The sequence below is a fragment of the Microcoleus sp. S13_C3 genome, assembly GCF_036700905.1.
Lineage (GTDB): Bacteria > Cyanobacteriota > Cyanobacteriia > Cyanobacteriales > Microcoleaceae > Microcoleus.
In genome coordinates, this window is sequence record NZ_JAUBPT010000066.1 from 11,925 (window position 1) to 29,636 (window position 17,712).

A 17,712-nucleotide genomic window follows, 5' to 3' on the forward strand; every position below is an offset into this window, starting at 1 on the left:
CGGTTTGTAAGGTGCGTCGCTGTGAGATGGTCGATCTTTTTGAAGGTTTTTGATAGCGACGCACCCTACAGCAACTGAACCCGGTTTGTAAGGTGCGTCGCTGTGAGATGGTCGATCTTTTTGAAGGTTTTTGATAGCGACGCACCCTACAGCAACTGTCAACTGCTATACATCCAAGATTTGTTCTGCTGTCAATGCTAATTCGGGGAAAGTTCGAGATATAATTCGCTCAGTTCCTCGGTAAGCAGTCATTTGATAAACCCGATTTTCATCGAGCAGGTAAACAAAAACAGTCGGTTCTTTCGGGTTGCCCAAATAGTTTCTGCTACCCAAAGCTAAATAATCGACAATCCAATATTCAGAAATTCCTAGCCGCTGATATTCATCCAGCTTGTCGATATAATCATCTTCCCAATTTGTTGAGACAACTTCTACAACTAATTGTGGTGGTTCAGTTAGTGCTGAATAGGCGAAGGGCTGCGATTTCCAGAGGGTTTTGTCTACTACTGTAACATCAGGATGGCGGCCTTGTTCTTTACCATTCGGGGTTAATGTCCTCAGCATAAATCTGCCAGATACCCTGTAATTGAGCGGAACGCGATCGACTTCTCTATCAAATTGTTTTATCAGAAAATCAGCAACATCCTCATGCAGTCTTATTGGTAATATTTTCACAATTTCTCCATTGACAAGTTCATAGCGGCCTTCTTCGTCGGGAAGTTGCTTGACAAATTGCTCGAAACTGAGAATCTGCTTAGGTTGGGTAGGAGTTGCGGTCATGGTTTTCTCTCATTTAGCTAGATATTTAGGACTATTCTGCAACCATTTTAACATACTGTTTTAACACAGGTGGAATCGTGAAAACGGTTTCTGTTTCACCGCTCAATTTTTTTATAATTCCCCGTCTGGTTAAAGATAGAATAGCTTTACATAATTCGCCCTGCGAACCTTGACCTTTTGACATGAATTGAGTAAACGAAACAGGTTCTATTTCATTACTCAGTTGCGAAATCGCCTGTTTTTCTATTTCCGACAACCGCTGATATTGCTGCTGCAATATCGGTGTCAATTCATCGCTTAAAAATACTGGTTGATAACTCAAATATTGAGATACTCTACCGCCAAATAAGTTGTTAATGGTTTGAGCGACTAATTTTAACCACAGGGGATTACCTTGATAAAGGTTAATCAATTCTGGCCAGGCTTCTTCATCCAACAAACCCTTTTGTCTAAGAATTTCTGTTCCTGCTTCACCTAAACCAGTTAACTGCAATAAACGTACTGCTGAATTATCGTCGGTGAATGTGATGATGTCTGAGGGAGGTTCCCAACTATTGATAATTAAGCAGCTATTGTGGGGAAGTTCGCCGATGAGTTTAAATAGGGTTCCGTAGTTTTCATATCCGGGTTTGTAATTTCCTGCAAGTTGCCCGCTGCTGAGAATTTGCTGCACGTCATCGAGGATGATTAGACAGCGATTGTCTCGCAAATATTCGATTAGGATTGATAATTGATCGTCGGTGTTGGCGGGGAAAACCCTCCCTTCGCCCCCCCTTGGTAAGGGGGGGTTGGGGGGGTGTTGATTTGAGAGAAATTGAATAATATTTTTGAGGGTTGTTTCGAGGGGTGGGGAGGTGCGGAGACTGAGCCAGATGATGCGATCGAATTGAGTTTGAATTTGGGGGATGAGGTTACGGGCGATCGCACTTTTGCCGGTGCCTGCCATGCCTGTGATGGTGAGCAGGCGGCAGTTTTGGCGGGCGATCGAGTTTTCGAGGGCGGTGAGGGGTGAGTTGGGGTAGTTGTAGAAGGTTTTGAGTTCCGGTGCATCTCTTAAATCGAGTCGCAGTTTCTCTTGGGTGTCGTCTTCAGTTGAGGTTTTTGCAGGGGGTGAGTTTTGGGGAGTTGTTGGAGGGTGTGGCGTTTCTGTGCAGACGTTTATATTCCCTTTGTGGACAAGGTTAAAATAACCCGAATTTGAAATTTTAGAAATTTCATATCTTTCCATTGTGGAGCTAAAATTGGATTTATTAACATCTTCCTCTAAGATTTTTGAAAGAATTTGCCATAACTTTGAGGCAACATTTCTGACATGGCGTTCAGTACAATGAACCTCTTTGGAAATTTCGGAGTATCTTTTACCTTGCCAAGTTCCCCGTACTACTGCCTGTTGCAGATCGTCTAGGTGTTTGCCGGTCTTAGCGAACACCAAGCCATCGGCCAACCTTAAGAGTTCTTGAACATCCATTTATTGGGTAAATGTAGGAGGTTTTATCTATTGTATCAGACTTTTTCTGACTTTTTCTGACTAAGGATGGCAAAATGTGACCTTGAACGGCTAGCTAATTTTATCAACTACTGGCAAATTGTGACATTCTCCTACTTTACACTACAGAAAAATTAACTTAAAATTCAAGCAGGGGCTTTAAAACAATCTTAGGCAACCTAAAAGATTTTAACCATGTAAATCTGACTGGCGCAACTATTCCAGATAGCACCGTCCATCCCTAACGGTTAAAAAAAGTTGCTCAAAATGTGGCTGCATCCGCTACTCCAGCGGTTAAAGAAGTTGCTCGCAATGTTGCTGGATCTGTGAGCAATGTCTAGGGGCTTTTCGCCTCGTGAAATGTTCGTAAATATTTTCTAAGTTACCATAGGAAAGAAATCATGTCTAGTGCATTATCCCTACCGCAAGCTAATTTAAAAATGGCTCTCTGGCAAGTCGATGCTGATGCAATGAGTAGCAGCGACTTGTATGTGTGGTTAAATGATATCGGCTTGCCGCATGAAGTCTCGATCCGGCTGCATGAACTCGCCACATACACGAAAAAAGCTGCTAACAAAGTTTTACTTATCGGCAAAATTCTCCTCATTAAAATCATAGAATTTGTCAAAGCGCATCCCCATTTAGCGATAGGGGTTGCTGTTGGTGTCGCTGTAAGAATTTTGGCAAGTTCGATACCATTTGTCGGCCCGTTATTAGAACCTTTGGCAACAGCGCTGGGTATCCCAATTGGTGCAATAGCCGGCCACCGACTCGATCGAGGCAAAGAGGTGTCTGATGGAATTATTGGAATTGTTCAAGAGATTATTGAGATTGCCAAAGATTTTTTTCAATTACTGGTAGACGTTTTCAATACAATTTTCCGCAACGTCATCACTGCTTAACTGCCAAAATTAGCAAAAAAATTGAGGTCTAATATGTCGGCAAATAAAACGCCAACCAAAGAGCAAATTCTGAAGTCAATAGAGCAACTGGAAAAAAACCCACACGATAAATTAGGGATTTTAGCAGATATTGGCATTGGTGTAGTGGGGGCTGTCGGTGCTGGTGCGGCAGTGGCAGCTTTCGGTGGTGTACCACTTCTATTGGGGTTGTGGGTCGTTGCACCTCCCGTAGGATTAGTTGTTGGCGGTGCAGCTTTAGGTGCTGCTGCTCTTGTAGGGGTAAAACGAATATTTGAGGGCAATTATAATGAGGGAAAACAAGAAGAAATGCTTAAAAACTTAAAAGAACAGCTAAGAGATGTTGAAGCCAAAGAAAGAGCCTCCAAGCTGGAAGACAGCGATAAAACTAAATTTATTGTTTCCTTGAAAGAACCCGTCAGGCTCGATTTAATTAGCCCGAAAGACGCTCAGGATTTAATTAGCGCCGTAGAAAGCGGTAAAATTGCAATCAAAGAGGCGATTAAAATGGTTGAGGATGTGGTTAAAGCTGCTAAACCATAACTGCCTTCTGACTGCGTAACCTGGGAATGCTAAGTTGTAAGTCTGCGATCGCCCTTACTTAAACCAAGTGCGATCGCTCTTGATAAATAACTACTGATACTCTACTACAGCCGCGATCGCCCTAGCAATTTCCTCCATATCAGTAGTCGAAAGTTCTCCGATTTTACGAATGAATCTTTGTACATCCATACCCCGTAATTGCAACACATCTACTGCCGAAAGTTTCGTTAAACCATTAGCAATATCTGGCTCAATCTTAACGTGCCAGATATTACCAGCATAATATTCTTTCCAATCTGTGATAGGTGCAGCCAATTTCACTGGTAACTTACCAACATTATCAGAACTTACCACTACAGCCGGACGAATTTTTTTGATTTCGGCTCCCAGTGTTGGGTCAAAATTAGCCAACCAAATATCACCCCGTTTAGGAGAAGGAGAGTTAGTAGTCAATTAAATCTCCTGCTTCTAATTCTTGCCATTCTCTATCTTCCTGGTAATGTTGCAACATTGCCTCAGCTTGTCTTTCTAAAATCCTTCCCCTCTCTTCCAGCGGTAATTTCATAAATTCTCGGCGACTGGGATAGCTGGCTAGTGTTGGTATTTCTAAATCTATATCCGTCGGCTGCTTTTGAATCTTACGCTGAGAATTCAATGCTTCTATTCGAGATCCTTCTGCTTCCTCCGCCGCAATGTCAGCATCAATTTCCTCTCGGTTAGCATGGTAATAAGTCAAAGCTGCATAAACTTGGGTGAGACTTAAATGCCCGATGCGATCGGCAATTTCTTCTGCACTCAAACTTTGCTTGTACCAAATAGCAATGCGCCGGACTGTAACACCAGTCCCGGCAATAATTGGACAGCCACCATGTATGTCAGGCTGACGGCTAATTAAAGTTCCTATATCCGTGATAGTTGACAAGATTTTTTCCCCGCCAATGTCTGATGGTTCTGCTATCTAGCATAGCACTGTCACAGCAAGAGCGATCGCCCCCTAATTTTCTGCAAAATAACGCTCCAAAAATTCCCTAGCCGTAACAATAGGAATCCCCTCATATTCCTGCAACACTAACAAATCCAGATCGCCCGTAACAATTGCATCGGCACCAGCAGCGATCGCAGTTCCTAAAATCATATTGTCATTAGCATCTCGTAACTCAGGCACGTTGACAGTAGAAATCGGATAAATCTCCACTAACTCTCGTGTTCCGCTCATTAAATCAGTGAGATTGACTCTCAAAGCCTGAAGTTTAGAAAGAAATTTATCTTGACTCAATGTGCTTTGCAGTTCATCGAGCAACTCTTCAGAAGCACACACAGTAATTAGATAAACTTCTGCTAGTTTTAATACTCTATCGGGTCTACCTCCCCACAACCACCCTGAGATAAAAATATTAGTATCCAGTACAACTTTCATGGTTGCGACTCTCTTTCCAAACGTTTCTCGCGACGTACTTCCCGCACAAGTTCGCAAATTTCCTCCATTGTCATCGGATTAGGATCGAGGGGTAAAGACTCTCTACGCCGTCGTAGTTCCTCCCAGTCGAAACCTGCTACCTTCTGAAAAACAATACTATCTCCTGTCACTGTAACTGCATATCGATCCCCAGGCTTCAGTTGAGCCTCAATCTCAGCGGGAATTTCTAACTTACCGTCGGGGTTGACAGGAACAGTAATATTTGATTTCAGAATGTATTCTCGCAGGTGTTCAACAACTCTATCTTGCAGAGTTTCCGGCAGAGATTCCATAATTTTGACCAAAGTGGCGATCGCCCTTGATGACATAGCTTTATCCTCCATTGTTTAGCGGGACTAACTCGTGGTAGTTTAGGCACTCAATACCTCAAATGTAGTTAGCAGACGGGGGGAAGTTTTAGGCAGAGGGAATTCTTCTAAATAAAGTTCCGTTGCTTCTTTGAGATTGGTGATCGCCTCTTCTATCGTCTCTCCTTGGCTAGCCGTTCCCACTTCAGGACACTCGGCTACATAAATATCCTCTTCCCAATAAACAATTGCCGTGAAAGTACAAGACATTTTTTTGCCAAATTCTCCCTACTCAATGTAGCATATCCAGCACCGTTTTTCAGTCGCGATCGCCCATCTCATCCCCTGTCGCAAAGAAGTGCGCTCGCCCTCATTAACTTCTTACCTCTTGATACAAACCGTCTGAAGATTCTGCTATTTTCGGCAGACTACCATCCTTAATAGCTTTCATCAAATCTTCGCGTAGCGCTTCTAAAAAATAGCGATCGTTGCCGATATCGGATGCTTCATCCTCATCCAATTCTTCATTATTCAAACGTTCTCGGTATGCCTCGATCCGAAACTCAAGAGCTTCGATAATAAATTGTACATCCTTAAAAGATAGAATCATCTGAACTCCATTTTTAATCTTTACACTTACTTGCCACAATGCTAACCGACTCTGTTTCAAAGCTGCCAAAGCTGGAAATTTTTAACTCACTTTGTAGAAAGATGCACTTATCAGTCGAAGCGCCTCTTTGTACTCATCTATCGGCATAATATGACTCGGTTTCCATAACCAATGATCGTTGTGGTCATTAACTAAATCAAGCGCGGCAGGAATTTCACTCTCCGCATCTAACTTCCACCAGTTTTTGTCGCTTCTTTGAGTAGCAAATGTCGAAATCCCACCTCCTAAAGTAGGATCTACCCAGATGCGACCATTTTCTTCATAAGTAGCAACATCTTTGTTCGGTCGGACATTATCCATTCTAGGTGAATTAGCGTTGCCTTGCGGATATAGACCGATCGGTGTTTCTGCCATGTCTCGATCGAAGATTCCCAGCTATGTAGAATTTATCATAATGACTATACAACCTAATCTGCTGGCTTGTGCCGATCGCCCGCCCAACACCACCAATACCTCCAGACTTGCTACTGTAAAGAGAGTTAGATTTAATCAAAATCAGCGCAAGCAATTATGAGCGGTACTGTTACATCCCCCAACAACCTCAACCAGCAGCGGCCACTCTCCACGGCATCCGCCGACACTTCCACTTCCCTGCTGGGCGACTTCATCCAAGAAACACTCGCCTTAACCAAGCGCCTGTTTATTCAATTGCAGCGCCGCCCCTCGACGCTAGTTGCAGGCATTATTCAGCCCCTGATGTGGTTGGTTTTGTTCGGAGCTCTGTTTGAAAATGCACCTGCCGGCTTGTTCGGCGAAAGCCAGAATTACGGACAATTTCTCGGTGCTGGTGTAATCGTTTTTACTGCATTTGCCGGGGCGCTGAATGCTGGTTTGCCGATTATGTTCGATCGCGAGTTCGGATTTCTCAACCGCTTGTTAGTCGCGCCGTTGGCTTCCAGATTTTCGATCGTCCTGGCTTCGGCTATTTTTATCGTCACCCTCAGCTTCATCCAAACCGGCACAATCGTTACAGCGGGCGCGTTTTTGGGCGCGGGATTCCCCGGAATTGCCGGACTAGGGGCGATCGCCCTAATTGTGCTGCTGTTAGTTTTGGGCGTCACCGGCTTGAGTCTGGGTTTAGCCTTCGCCCTCCCCGGTCACGTAGAATTAATAGCGGTAATTTTTGTTACTAACCTGCCGCTGTTATTTGCCAGCACAGCCCTCGCGCCGCTGTCATTTATGCCAGAGTGGTTGCAAGTTGTGGTGACTCTCAATCCTCTGAGTTATGCGATCGAACCGATCCGCTATTTGTACCTGCACAGCGATTGGTCGCTAGCCAGTGTCGTGATGCAGGCTCCTTGGGGTACAGTCACCTTTGGAGGAGCGCTGTTAGTGCTGCTGGCGTTTGATTTGGTGGCGCTGCTGAGCATTCAACCGCTGCTGAGACGCAGGTTTGCTTAGGGCGATCGTTTCACCTGCACCGTCAATTCTAGGACACGGCGCCGTGCCTTTCGTCCTGTCAACTTAAGGTAAAACCGATAGTCCGTCAGGGGTTGAAACAAGACTCTCAAAGCCAAAGTCCTCTTGCATAGCACTAATGACTTCTTCAGTCCTCTTTCAGAGGACTTTCGCTATGAGACAGGGAATTCATTCCCTGGCGGACTGCCGGGTCAGCGAGAGGACTGCGGGACTAAAAGCTTAAGTTGACACGCCTTGGGCATTGCCCTGTCCTTAGCCCCAGCGAAGTAATATAATATTTAGTCACAAGTCAGAATATTGTTTAGATACAATTGTTTTTTTGAAGATTCAACTAATAAATGATGAACACCAAAACTTCCAAATCCGGCAAATTGATGATGGGGATTGCTGCAAGCGCGATCGCCTCCTGTGCTCTGTTCTCCCCTCAAGCAAGCTTCGCTCAAGCCAGCGGTTTAAATAATGCCCAACCGCTGCAAGACTTTCAAACTCAAGACAATACCGACCCCTTTTCCGGCCGCAGCAGCGGCAGCGGAATATTTGATTTAATTCACCGATCCAAATTGGGAGGCGGCCGCAGCATGGAAGAATTTAATAGCGAACAGCGCCAAAATTTAAACGATGCGGCCGCCGAATTTCGCAACAAACAGCGCCTACTACTGGAAAAGCAAGCAGTACCTTCTGAAGGGGCGATCGCACCAGCAGAAATTACCGCCCCCGTCCCTTAAATTGCTTTCTTAGTCCGCGCACCATCCGGACTTCGTTTGTCTAGCAGCGGTTTCAACCGCCGAGTTTTAATTTTATTCCTTAGTCCGCGAAGGCGGACTTCGTTTGTTTAGCAGCCGTTGAAACCGCCGAACGATCTAAAAACCATCACCCTTAATCCCGTTCCAACCACGCCCGCATTTTACCCGGATTAAGCAAACCGTAAGGATCGACCAACTCTTTAAACTGCAACTGTTCCACATTAATACTTTTCATCCCTCCATCTTCCAATATATAAGTGTGAGGATTAGCAATCAGTGCACCTTGCTCTTCGTGATAGCGAATAATTTCATTGAGCCGTGATTCCGTAGTGTAGCGAACTATTTGCAAAGCAGCGGCGATCGCCCTGCCATTCATCCGCAAAAACTCCAAGTGCATCATCACCTCATCCCCATAATAATTATACAGTTCCTCAATCAATTTCAAACCTTTATCTGCGGGAAAAAGCGTCTGCAAATAAGTCAGAGACGGGTCAGCGCTGCGAGCGTGTAGAGTTGTATGATTCCAAGTAAATTCAGCAATAGCTGCACCTTTGCTCGCTGCTTGCGCGTTTTTTTGATAGCAAATTGTGCCGCCATATTCGCGCACCAAATCTTGCAGCGGTTCCAGACAAGATTCAGCTACCATTAACAAAGCGCAGTGCTTACCTTCAGGAATCTCCTCGCGGAAAGCAGCAAAATAAGCAGGAATCGGCCAAGCACAAACACAAATTAGTTTTTTGATAATTCCGTCAGCATCGCCCAAAGCTTGACCGAAGTTGGCCGATGTCATAAAATCGTCAAAAGCGACGATGATTTCCGCCCAAGCATAAGCAGGGGCGAGGGGAATTTCTAACTCAGTAATAATCCCATTTGTGCCGTAAGCGTGATTGACTTTTTGCACTTCATCGCCGCGCAATTCGATGACGCGGGGATCGTCTTCCATTGTAACGACTCGAACAGCATGAAGATTTCCGCGATCGCGCAATTGCCCGTAAGTTATCGAACCAATTCCCCCGCTACCGCCGCCGATAAATCCCCCAATCGTTGCGGTGCGATAGGTTGAGGGAACCATCCGCAATTCCCAACCAGTTTCTCGCGCTTGTTTGTCGAAAACCGACATTTTCACCCCTGGTTCTACGCAAGCTAAACCCGGTTTTATCCAGCGGATACTGTTCATTTTGGTGGTATCTAAAATGACGCCGCCCTTGAGGGGAATGCACTGCCCGTAATTGCCCGTTCCTGCCCCTCTGACAGTTAGCGGAATTTTGGATTTGACGCAGGCTGCTGCAATCCGCAAAACTTCGGCTTCGCTGGCGGGACGAACTACTAAATCTCCGGTTTTATCACTTAAGAGAGGTTGCAAAACTGGACTGAAGTGATAATAGTCTTGAGATAGCTTGACAACTTGCGCGCGATCACTAATTATTTCAATTCCCGATAGTTCCGAAGAAAAAGCATCCCACTCAATACTTTGAATCGCAGTTGCAGTCATTTTTTTTCCTTTATGCTCGCAGTATTATATCAAATCCGCGCTTCATCGTCCTGTATTCATCTCTCTGTTCTCTGACTCTGCGTTCTCTGCGTTCTCTGCGGTTTAATCATTCCAATGCAACCGGAATTCATATTATATATTTTCTCAAGCAGAACTTAGTAACCTAAAATACTAACTGCAATCTTTCTTTAAGCAGTAAGGTGCTTATTCGCGCAGCCTACACATAGAAGTTCTGCCTCCAAGACTGCTTTTCTCAATTAACAAATCCCCCAAACACCGCCATACCGTAGTATTTCCAAGGAACTGCAACAGTCTCAAACCCAGATGAGGCCAGCATTTCCAAATGTGCCGAAAGTGTAGCGAGGCGATCGGGATTAGAATACCCGTAAGAGACACTCGTCCCCACATTTGCGCGAATTTCTGCTAAGGTTTCCCCCTGATTTAGCGCCCAATCTTCTCGCGCCGCTTGATAAATATCTTTCATTGCTGCTGATTCTGCTAAAAGAGGATCGGCATTCCAAAAACAGCCACCAGCATTTAAACTTTCGCGAATGCGTTGAAACAATTTCAACTTTATGTCATCCTCAAGATGGTGAATTGCCAGAGATGAAATGCAAGCATTGAATTTATCGCCCAAGCCTGAGAAATTTGGATTGTTCGCCCATTCTCCAAAATCCATTTCTATGCCAGTCCACCGGGCTGCGTATCCTGCCGACTCTATTTTGGCGCGGGCAAAATCAAGCATTCGCGGCGAGTAATCGACAGCAACTATTTCCGCAGACGGGTAGCGTTGGAGAACTTTTAAAGTGAGTTCCCCCGTACCGCAGCCGAGTTCTAAAATGGGGTGGTTTGCGTTAGCAATGCAGCCTGCTAATACATCCAGCATTTCGTCATACTTAGGTAAAAGTCGCCGAATACCCGTATCAAAATTGGCAGTATTGACGAAAACTTCTCCCGGCAAAATTTCGTGACCCGCAGGTGAGGCAGTAGAGTCAGAATTCACGATCGCCAACCATAGACTACAATTGCTATCCTAACCGATATCGAGCAAAAAGTCCGCGCGATTGCCGATATCCCGTAGGGAATCGCCATTATAAACTTATGCGTACTTTTACGGACAAACGAAACACTGGCGGTAAACAATAATTAACCATCCCTTGCACTCTGCAGTCTTGCTTTACCCTTGACACCAGCAAAGCAGTCAGAAAAAGCAGTGTTATGTTAGTAGTGCATAAATTCAAATCAAGATTAAACCTCACACTTGAGGATACCATGCGCCAGTTAATTTCTCGCAGTCGAGCTGCCATCAGCCAATTAGTTTACAAACAAATTATCCTTGCTTTGACAATTTTATTTTGTGTGGGCGTAGGGATAGCGATGGCAAGTATGTCTGAGCTTTCCTCCACCCTAATCGAATCGCACGCACTCCAAAATGCCACCCTCTATGCCCAAAGCATTAAAGAAGCCCGCACCCTTTATAGTTCCGAGGTGATCAATCCTCTAAACAGTGCTAAACTGATTAACTTCACTCATGACTACAACCCGACAAAAACAACCGTTCCCGTGCCCGCCACTTTCTTAATAGAACTGGGCAAACATATCACAAATAAAAATCCAGAAGTATCAGTTCGTCTCTACAGCGACTACCCGTTTCCCTGGCGGCGAGAAGAAGGCGGAGCTCGAGACGATTTTGAACGGCAAGCTATTAAGTATTTGACGCAAAATCCCACACAAAAGTTTTTTCGGAGTGAAGATTTTCACGGTAAGCCAGCATTTCGATATGCCGAGGCAGATATTCTAGGTTCTAGCTGCGTTAATTGCCACAATACTAACTCCTTAAGTCCTAAAAAAGACTGGAAAGTGGGAGATGTGCGAGGAATATTAGAAATTACTCAACCTCTCGATACCATTACTCAAAAAACTCGTGGCGGTCTGAAAAATCTGTTTTTACTGTTAGCAGGACTTTCATTTTTAGGCGTCACAGGATTAAGTTTAGCTATCAGCAGGTTGCGCCAAAATGCTAAACAATTAGAACAGCGGGTCAGGGAACGCACGGCCCAATTGCAAGAAACTAATGTAGAATTGGTAAAAGAACAGGAAAAGTGCGATCGCCTGCTGCTCAATATTTTACCCGAATCCATTGCTGCTAAGCTAAAAAACGGTCAAAGCAGTATTGCTGACGGCTTCGCAGAAGTCACGATTTTGTTTGCAGATATCGTAGGCTTTACCGTGCTTTCAGCACAAATCTCTCCCGAAGAATTGCTCAAGTTCCTCAACGAAATTTTTTCAGCCTTCGATGGTTTAACGGAAAAGTATGGGTTGGAAAAAATCAAAACAATTGGAGATGCTTACATGGTAGTCGGAGGTTTGCCAAATCCCAGCACCAACCACGCCGAAAGCATTGCGGAAATGGCTTTAGATATGCAGGAGGAATTAGCAAAATTTAATGCCAAACATCATGCAGGAATTAACCTTCGCATCGGCATCAATACCGGGCCTGCAATTGCGGGGGTCATTGGCACTAAAAAATTCATTTACGACCTCTGGGGCGATGCCGTTAATACAGCATCCCGCATGGAATCCCACGGGATTGCCGGCGCGATTCAAGTCACCCAATCCACTTACGATATCTTGAGAAATAAGTATCTGTTTGAAGACAGAGGAATTATCCACATCAAAGGCAAGGGAGATATGAATACTTATCTGCTTGCAGGCAGGTTAGTCAGCGCAGTTTCGGTTTAATTTGTTTATTATATTATTAAGGGGTCTGCTAGTTAGTCCAGAGTCATCAGTCATTATATCATGTCCGGTCGATCGACCGCGATTTTCGTAGGCCCGTGAGCCAACAATACCTGCCAATAATTGACAATCTGAAAAACCCGCCCCGACCGCGATATTATGGTTAATCAATCGGACATGATATTAGTCAGCAGCAAGCAGCCAAGAAGTAACAGTTAATGGCTGCTGGCTGTTGACTGCTGACAATTACAGGAAGTACACAGGGGATGTGAGAAACCCGGTTTCTGCGCGGTTGCTTCGTTGACACACCCAAAATTGATTACCAGCAACCCGGTTTTTTTCCCTATGTCCTACATTAGCTATTTGCAAAATAGTAAATTTTATGTTATTGCGGATTTTATCATTTTTGAAATTTTTCAAATCTCGCTTGTCTAGACAAATAGCTTTGTGGGTATTTGCTAGCATTCTTGTCATAGAGGGAATTATTTTAGTTCCCTCTTATTTTCGGCGCGAAAATGAACTTTTAAGTCAACTGGAACAGGTATCTCGGGCGACAGTTGATTCCCTAGAGTTTTTGCTGCAACAAGATATTTCCGATCGCACTTTCTTGCAAGAAGAAGTAAAAAATATTACTAAGGATTCTCAAGTAGTGTTAGGACTATCTATTTACCAAGCTAACGGTGAACTAATATATACACTTGGCGAACCCCCAGAAATCAGTTTAGAGCAACTAAAAAAAGCTCGTATAGTTCACAGTCACAATTTCGATGGCAAACGCTACGATATTGCTTGGACTGAGCGACATTTTGGAGGCGATTACATCTTAATTGTGCGCCACGATGCTTCCACCGTTCAACCGGAACTTTACGCATTTATCGGACGGGTGGCGGTTCTAGTCATTATTATATCAGCCTTTGTCACTTCTGTGACTATGTTCTTTTTAGGCGTGACAGTAATTGCACCTATATTGAGGTTGCGCGATGACTTGATCGCTGCCGGAGACGCTTTGAGCAAAGATCGAGAACAACCTGATTTCTACTCTCTGTCTGTCAAGCGCGATGACGAGTTGGGAGAACTCATGGTCGCATTCAATCAAATGTTTCACCGAGTATACCAGGAAATTGCACAGCGGAAACAAGCTGAGGAAGTATTGCGCGCTGAACAAGAAAAGTCGGAACGTTTATTACTAAATATATTACCGGTAATGATTGCCGATCGCCTAAAACAAGGTCAGATAAATATTGCGGACGGATTTGCCGATGTTACAGTTTTGTTTGCGGATATTGTGGGCTTTACCGAAATATCTTCGCGCACATCTCCTGAAGAATTAGTAGAATTACTTAACAAAATATTTTCAGCTTTCGATCGCTTAAGCGAACAATATGGCTTAGAAAAAATTAAGACTATCGGCGACAATTATATGGTAGCAGGCGGTTTGCCACTTCCCTGTACAAATCACGCCGAATCTATTGCCGAAATGGCCCTAGAAATGCAGCAAGAAATTATGAAATTCCGCGACGAATGCGGTAAACCTCTCAATATCCGCATTGGCATTAATACTGGGCCTGTTGTAGCAGGTGTCATCGGTACTAAAAAGTTTATTTATGATTTGTGGGGAGACGCTGTGAATACAGCAAGCCGCATGGAATCTCAGGGACTTCCTGGTAAAATTCAAGTTAGCAACTCAACTTATGAGTTGCTGTGCGATAAGTATTTGTTGGAAAAGCGGGGTAAAATTAATGTTAAAGGCAAAGGATCTATGACGACTTATTTGCTCAAAGGCAGAAAATTGTAACTGACAATTTTAACCATTGCCTGCGAATACGTGGTATGGGGGCTGACGTTCCCAGGCAGGGGGCATCGACACCCAACTAGATTTTTTTTAACGAACCGCGAAGACGCTAAGGACACTAAGGAAGAGATGAAGAAAGAATCAAAAATAAAAAGTTCATAAGGGCGTTATTATTGCTATATTAAAATGCAGGTTAATATTAGTAATTGGGGCAAAAATGACTGCGAATCAGGAACATAATTATTCAAATTCACCGATTTGGCAGCCCTTCACGCAAATGAAAACGGCTGGCCCCCCACTGAAGGTAATTCGTGGCAAAGGATCGGTGCTGGAATTAGCAGACGGGCGGCAAATTCTCGACTGCATTTCTAGTTGGTGGGTGACTGTTCACGGGCACAGCCATCCGGTTCTCGCCGAGGCTCTTTACGAACAAGCCCAAAAGTTAGAACACGTAATCTTTGCCGGATTTACTCACGAACCGGCCGAGAAACTTGCGAGTAAATTGCTAACTCATACGCCTGCTTCTTTAACGCGGATTTTCTTTTCTGATAACGGCTCGACTGCTGTTGAAGTTGCTCTGAAAATGGCTTTTCAATATTGGCGCAATCTCGGAGAAACTAACCGCACTAGCTTTATTAGTTTTGAGGGAGGTTATCACGGCGATACTGTGGGCGCGATGTCGGCTGGCAGAAGTTCGCTGTGGTGGGAATCTTTTGCACCTTTAATGTTTGCTGGTGATGTTGTTCCTTTTCCGGCGACTTTTGACGGCGATGATGAGGTGGAAAGCAAGGAGGCGGCGAGTTTAGAGAAATTGGAGTTTTTGTTAAAGCAGGGCGGCTATGCGGGAATTTTTATCGAACCTTTGGTGCAAGGTTCTGGGGGGATGCGAATGTGCCGCCCTGAGTTTTTGCGGGCGATCGCACAACTTGCCCGCCAATTTAATGTATTGTTGATTTACGATGAAGTAATGACGGGTTTTGGGCGCACGGGCGAACTGTTTGCCTCGGTTAAATCTGGAACTTCACCGGATATCCTGTGTTTGTCTAAAGGATTGTCTGGTGGCTGTTTGCCAATTGCTGTCACAATGGCATCGGAGGATATTTATCAAGCTTTCTGGCGAGATGAATGGGACAAAGCTTTTTTTCACGGTCATTCTTACACCGGAAATCCCTTAGCTTGTGCGGTGAGTGTAGCATCCTTGGAGCTTTTGGAGCAAAACCCAAATGTGTATCAAGGGATGGAAAAACTCCACCACAAATATCTGAATCAATGGCTGAGAAATCATCCTAAACTAGAACGGATTCGGACTTGTGGCACCATCGCAGCAATGGATGTGAAAACGGAAAGCGATTCCGGTTATTTTAATGACATCGCTCCTGTATTGAAAGCCAAATTTCTCGAAGCGGGGTTTTTACTCCGCCCCTTGGGAAATACGCTTTACTTGATGCCTCCCTACTGCATTTCTCCTGATGAACTAGAATCCATTTATCGGGTAATTCGTCAGGTTTTGGATACTCTGTAAACCCTTTAATTTTAGTAATGAATTTACCCAATTGGAACGATTTGGCTGACGACGCGCTGGCGGGCAAATGTCTCTCTCGCGAGCAATCTTTAGCCGTATTGCGCGCACCGGATGAGGTTTTGCTGGAACAACTAAACGCAGCTTATCGGGTGCGCCGCCACTACTGGGGAAACCGAGTCAGGCTGCACTATTTGTTAAACGCTCAAAGTGGCCTTTGTCCTGAAGATTGCCATTATTGTTCTCAGTCAAAAATTTCGACTGCGGAAATTGAGAAATATCCGCTTTTAGCTAAGGAGAAAATTCTGGATGCCGCCCAACGCGCCGCAGATTTAAAAGCTGGTACGTTTTGTTTGGTAATTTCCGGGCGTCAACCTAGCGCATCCACTTTCGATCGCGTTTTGGATGCTGTCGAGACTGTGAAGGCAAATTATAACCTAAAAATTTGCGCTTGTTTGGGATTGTTGAGCGAGGAGCAAACTCATCGTTTGGCTAAAGCTGGAGTCGATCGCGTAAATCACAATCTCAATACTTCCGAATCATATCACACGGACATTTGCACGACTCACACTTTTGGCGATCGGGTGGAAACCGTCGAACACGTAAAAGCAGCGGGAATCACAACTTGTTCCGGCGGAATTTTGGGGATGGGCGAATCGGATGATGATGCGATCGATTTAGCGCTTTCGCTTCGCAACTTGGGCGTTACTAGCGTGCCGGTTAACTTTTTCATTCCGATTCCCGGCACACCATTTGCAGATGTGAACAGGTTAACTCCCCGCCAATGTTTGCGAATTCTCTGTTTGTTCCGATTTTTGCTTCCCAGTCAAGAAATTCGGATTGCTGGGGGACGGGAAGTGCATTTGCGATCGCTGCAACCTCTCGGACTCTACCCCGCTAATTCTATCTTTGTTGGCGATTATCTGACAACTCCCGGACAAGCTGCCCATCAAGATTGGGACATGATTCGAGATGCGGGATTTGCGATCGAATCCCCCGAAGATGCGGGATTTGCGATCGAATCTCCCGAAGATCAGACGGCGGTTGAAACCGCGTCTACACAAACGATGTCCGCCTCCGCGGACTAAAGAAGATCGCCTAATTTTCACCGCCAATTCTTCAACCCGCGGAGGCGGGTTTTGTCTGTATAGCCGCGAATTATATTCGCCCGGTCTTCTTGAATTAACCAATCTCAAATCATACAAGAGGGGGAAATTATGGACAAACGCGAAGAAATTACGATCGCAGAATACCAGCTAACTGCCGAATCTTTTCGATCAGGAACTTGGCATCACGACGTATCCCAAAATCGCTCCGCACTGACCGCAGCCATGCCCCGCAATCCCGGTAAAATTCTCGATATAGGATGCGGGCCGGGACGAGATTTAGTAGCCTTCAAGAGCCAAGGACACACAGTTGTAGGCTTAGATGCAACTCCAGCTTTTGTAGAAATAGCAAAAGAGTTGTCAGGATGCGAAGTTTGGCAACAATCTTTTCTGAATCTCGACTTGCCAGAGGCAGAATTTGACGGTATTTTTGCCAATGCTTCTCTGATTCACGTTCCCAGCGACGAGATGGTAAAAGTGCTGCAAAATTTGCACAAAGCCTTAGTTGTTAACGGTGCAATTGTCATGTCAATGTGCCGGGGAAATTGGGAAGGATACGACGAGAGACCAACGGGAAAACGCTATACAACCGGATGGGAATATCATACTTTAGCGCCTTGTTTAGAACAAGCGGGATTTGCAATTGTCAATCACTACTATCGCCCCCCCGGCTTACCCCGCGAAGCTCAATCTTGGGTAGTAATAGTGGGCAAAAAAATATAACGTAAATGGGAAATTG

Annotated in this window: 20 protein-coding genes; 9 read left to right on the forward strand and 11 right to left on the reverse strand. The window is 44.8% G+C overall.

The features are described 5' to 3' along the window. Nucleotides 1-165: 165 nt before the first annotated feature. Both QUA16_RS18665 and QUA16_RS18670 read right to left on the reverse strand, forming a co-directional pair. On the reverse strand, nt 166-780 hold the full coding sequence (locus tag QUA16_RS18665) for a Uma2 family endonuclease (RefSeq protein ID WP_333104899.1): 615 nt from the start codon (nt 778-780) through the stop codon (nt 166-168). Nucleotides 781-811: 31 nt separating this feature from the next. Further along, a complete protein-coding gene (locus QUA16_RS18670; RefSeq protein WP_333104900.1) occupies nt 812-2,248 on the reverse strand; it encodes an NB-ARC domain-containing protein in 1,437 nt (478 codons plus the stop codon). Between the two features lie 419 nt (nt 2,249-2,667). Here QUA16_RS18670 and QUA16_RS18675 point away from each other — a divergent pair, with 419 nt between their 5' ends. Both QUA16_RS18675 and QUA16_RS18680 read left to right on the forward strand, forming a co-directional pair. Further along, nucleotides 2,668-3,168 (forward strand): hypothetical protein, encoded by a 501-nt coding sequence (locus tag QUA16_RS18675; RefSeq protein ID WP_333104902.1) that lies wholly within the window; start codon nt 2,668-2,670, stop codon nt 3,166-3,168. A gap of 33 nt (nt 3,169-3,201) precedes the next feature. Continuing rightward, nucleotides 3,202-3,729, forward strand: coding sequence for a hypothetical protein (locus QUA16_RS18680; protein WP_333104904.1), 528 nt, complete (start codon nt 3,202-3,204; stop codon nt 3,727-3,729). 90 nt (nt 3,730-3,819) lie between these two features. Here the strand turns inward: QUA16_RS18680 and QUA16_RS18685 are convergent, their stop codons facing one another. From QUA16_RS18685 to QUA16_RS18715, 7 genes are all read right to left on the reverse strand, one after another. Beyond that, nucleotides 3,820-4,182, reverse strand: a complete 363-nt coding sequence (locus tag QUA16_RS18685; protein WP_333104905.1) for a type II toxin-antitoxin system PemK/MazF family toxin — start codon at nt 4,180-4,182, stop codon at nt 3,820-3,822. Continuing rightward, nucleotides 4,172-4,651, reverse strand: coding sequence for a DUF433 domain-containing protein (locus QUA16_RS18690; RefSeq protein ID WP_333104907.1), 480 nt, complete (start codon nt 4,649-4,651; stop codon nt 4,172-4,174). Before QUA16_RS18690 ends, QUA16_RS18685 begins: the two co-directional genes overlap by 11 nt. 72 nt (nt 4,652-4,723) lie before the next feature. Further along, nucleotides 4,724-5,146 (reverse strand): putative toxin-antitoxin system toxin component, PIN family, encoded by a 423-nt coding sequence (locus QUA16_RS18695; protein WP_333104909.1) that lies wholly within the window; start codon nt 5,144-5,146, stop codon nt 4,724-4,726. Continuing rightward, nucleotides 5,143-5,514 carry a hypothetical protein gene (locus QUA16_RS18700; protein ID WP_333104911.1) on the reverse strand — a complete coding sequence of 124 codons (372 nt, stop codon included), beginning with the start codon at nt 5,512-5,514 and terminating at the stop codon, nt 5,143-5,145. The genes QUA16_RS18695 and QUA16_RS18700 overlap by 4 nt, the downstream gene beginning before the upstream one ends. Nucleotides 5,515-5,556: 42 nt before the next feature. Beyond that, entirely contained in the window at nt 5,557-5,763 is a 207-nt protein-coding gene (locus tag QUA16_RS18705; RefSeq protein WP_333104913.1) for a type II toxin-antitoxin system HicB family antitoxin, read from the reverse strand. A gap of 103 nt (nt 5,764-5,866) precedes the next feature. Beyond that, nucleotides 5,867-6,103, reverse strand: coding sequence for a hypothetical protein (locus QUA16_RS18710; RefSeq protein ID WP_333104914.1), 237 nt, complete (start codon nt 6,101-6,103; stop codon nt 5,867-5,869). Between the two features lie 81 nt (nt 6,104-6,184). Next, nucleotides 6,185-6,517: a Tse2 family ADP-ribosyltransferase toxin gene (locus QUA16_RS18715; RefSeq protein ID WP_333104915.1), complete on the reverse strand. Its 333-nt coding sequence runs from the start codon at nt 6,515-6,517 to the stop codon at nt 6,185-6,187. Between the two features lie 156 nt (nt 6,518-6,673). Between QUA16_RS18715 and QUA16_RS18720 the strand changes: the two genes are divergently transcribed. Further along, nucleotides 6,674-7,564: an ABC transporter permease gene (locus QUA16_RS18720; protein WP_333104916.1), complete on the forward strand. Its 891-nt coding sequence runs from the start codon at nt 6,674-6,676 to the stop codon at nt 7,562-7,564. Nucleotides 7,565-7,920: 356 nt separating this feature from the next. Further along, entirely contained in the window at nt 7,921-8,307 is a 387-nt protein-coding gene (locus tag QUA16_RS18725; protein ID WP_333104918.1) for a hypothetical protein, read from the forward strand. A gap of 151 nt (nt 8,308-8,458) precedes the next feature. Here the strand turns inward: QUA16_RS18725 and QUA16_RS18730 are convergent, their stop codons facing one another. Then, nucleotides 8,459-9,817 (reverse strand): FAD-binding oxidoreductase, encoded by a 1,359-nt coding sequence (locus QUA16_RS18730; protein ID WP_333104920.1) that lies wholly within the window; start codon nt 9,815-9,817, stop codon nt 8,459-8,461. A gap of 253 nt (nt 9,818-10,070) precedes the next feature. After that, nucleotides 10,071-10,820: a class I SAM-dependent methyltransferase gene (locus QUA16_RS18735; RefSeq protein ID WP_333104921.1), complete on the reverse strand. Its 750-nt coding sequence runs from the start codon at nt 10,818-10,820 to the stop codon at nt 10,071-10,073. Nucleotides 10,821-11,089: 269 nt separating this feature from the next. Here QUA16_RS18735 and QUA16_RS18740 point away from each other — a divergent pair, with 269 nt between their 5' ends. The 5 genes from QUA16_RS18740 (at nt 11,090) to QUA16_RS18760 (ending at nt 17,696) form a co-directional block, all read left to right on the forward strand. Continuing rightward, the gene (locus tag QUA16_RS18740; protein WP_333104954.1) at nt 11,090-12,559 is read left to right on the forward strand and encodes an adenylate/guanylate cyclase domain-containing protein; all 1,470 of its coding nucleotides are present in this window, start codon (nt 11,090-11,092) and stop codon (nt 12,557-12,559) included. Between the two features lie 379 nt (nt 12,560-12,938). Further along, the gene (locus tag QUA16_RS18745; protein WP_333104923.1) at nt 12,939-14,351 is read left to right on the forward strand and encodes an adenylate/guanylate cyclase domain-containing protein; all 1,413 of its coding nucleotides are present in this window, start codon (nt 12,939-12,941) and stop codon (nt 14,349-14,351) included. Between the two features lie 214 nt (nt 14,352-14,565). Beyond that, the gene (gene bioA, locus QUA16_RS18750; protein WP_333104925.1) at nt 14,566-15,870 is read left to right on the forward strand and encodes an adenosylmethionine--8-amino-7-oxononanoate transaminase; all 1,305 of its coding nucleotides are present in this window, start codon (nt 14,566-14,568) and stop codon (nt 15,868-15,870) included. Nucleotides 15,871-15,887: 17 nt separating this feature from the next. Next, a complete protein-coding gene (gene bioB, locus QUA16_RS18755; protein WP_333104927.1) occupies nt 15,888-16,955 on the forward strand; it encodes a biotin synthase BioB in 1,068 nt (355 codons plus the stop codon). 129 nt (nt 16,956-17,084) lie between these two features. Then, complete coding sequence (locus QUA16_RS18760; protein WP_333104929.1) at nt 17,085-17,696, forward strand: class I SAM-dependent methyltransferase; 612 nt, start codon at nt 17,085-17,087, stop codon at nt 17,694-17,696. Nucleotides 17,697-17,712: the final 16 nt, after the last annotated feature.

Coding starts and splice junctions, on each gene's coding strand:
- QUA16_RS18730 (WP_333104920.1), bottom strand. CDS start 9,817: ATGACTGCAACTGCGATTCAAAGTATTGAGTGGGATGCTTTTTCTTCG.
- QUA16_RS18720 (WP_333104916.1), top strand. CDS start 6,674: ATGAGCGGTACTGTTACATCCCCCAACAACCTCAACCAGCAGCGGCCA.
- QUA16_RS18680 (WP_333104904.1), top strand. CDS start 3,202: ATGTCGGCAAATAAAACGCCAACCAAAGAGCAAATTCTGAAGTCAATA.
- QUA16_RS18745 (WP_333104923.1), top strand. CDS start 12,939: ATGTTATTGCGGATTTTATCATTTTTGAAATTTTTCAAATCTCGCTTG.
- QUA16_RS18675 (WP_333104902.1), top strand. CDS start 2,668: ATGTCTAGTGCATTATCCCTACCGCAAGCTAATTTAAAAATGGCTCTC.
- QUA16_RS18740 (WP_333104954.1), top strand. CDS start 11,090: ATGCGCCAGTTAATTTCTCGCAGTCGAGCTGCCATCAGCCAATTAGTT.
- QUA16_RS18710 (WP_333104914.1), bottom strand. CDS start 6,103: ATGATTCTATCTTTTAAGGATGTACAATTTATTATCGAAGCTCTTGAG.
- QUA16_RS18670 (WP_333104900.1), bottom strand. CDS start 2,248: ATGGATGTTCAAGAACTCTTAAGGTTGGCCGATGGCTTGGTGTTCGCT.
- QUA16_RS18665 (WP_333104899.1), bottom strand. CDS start 780: ATGACCGCAACTCCTACCCAACCTAAGCAGATTCTCAGTTTCGAGCAA.
- QUA16_RS18705 (WP_333104913.1), bottom strand. CDS start 5,763: ATGTCTTGTACTTTCACGGCAATTGTTTATTGGGAAGAGGATATTTAT.
- QUA16_RS18760 (WP_333104929.1), top strand. CDS start 17,085: ATGGACAAACGCGAAGAAATTACGATCGCAGAATACCAGCTAACTGCC.
- QUA16_RS18695 (WP_333104909.1), bottom strand. CDS start 5,146: ATGAAAGTTGTACTGGATACTAATATTTTTATCTCAGGGTGGTTGTGG.
- QUA16_RS18715 (WP_333104915.1), bottom strand. CDS start 6,517: ATGGCAGAAACACCGATCGGTCTATATCCGCAAGGCAACGCTAATTCA.
- QUA16_RS18700 (WP_333104911.1), bottom strand. CDS start 5,514: ATGTCATCAAGGGCGATCGCCACTTTGGTCAAAATTATGGAATCTCTG.
- bioB (WP_333104927.1), top strand. CDS start 15,888: ATGAATTTACCCAATTGGAACGATTTGGCTGACGACGCGCTGGCGGGC.
- QUA16_RS18725 (WP_333104918.1), top strand. CDS start 7,921: ATGATGAACACCAAAACTTCCAAATCCGGCAAATTGATGATGGGGATT.
- bioA (WP_333104925.1), top strand. CDS start 14,566: ATGACTGCGAATCAGGAACATAATTATTCAAATTCACCGATTTGGCAG.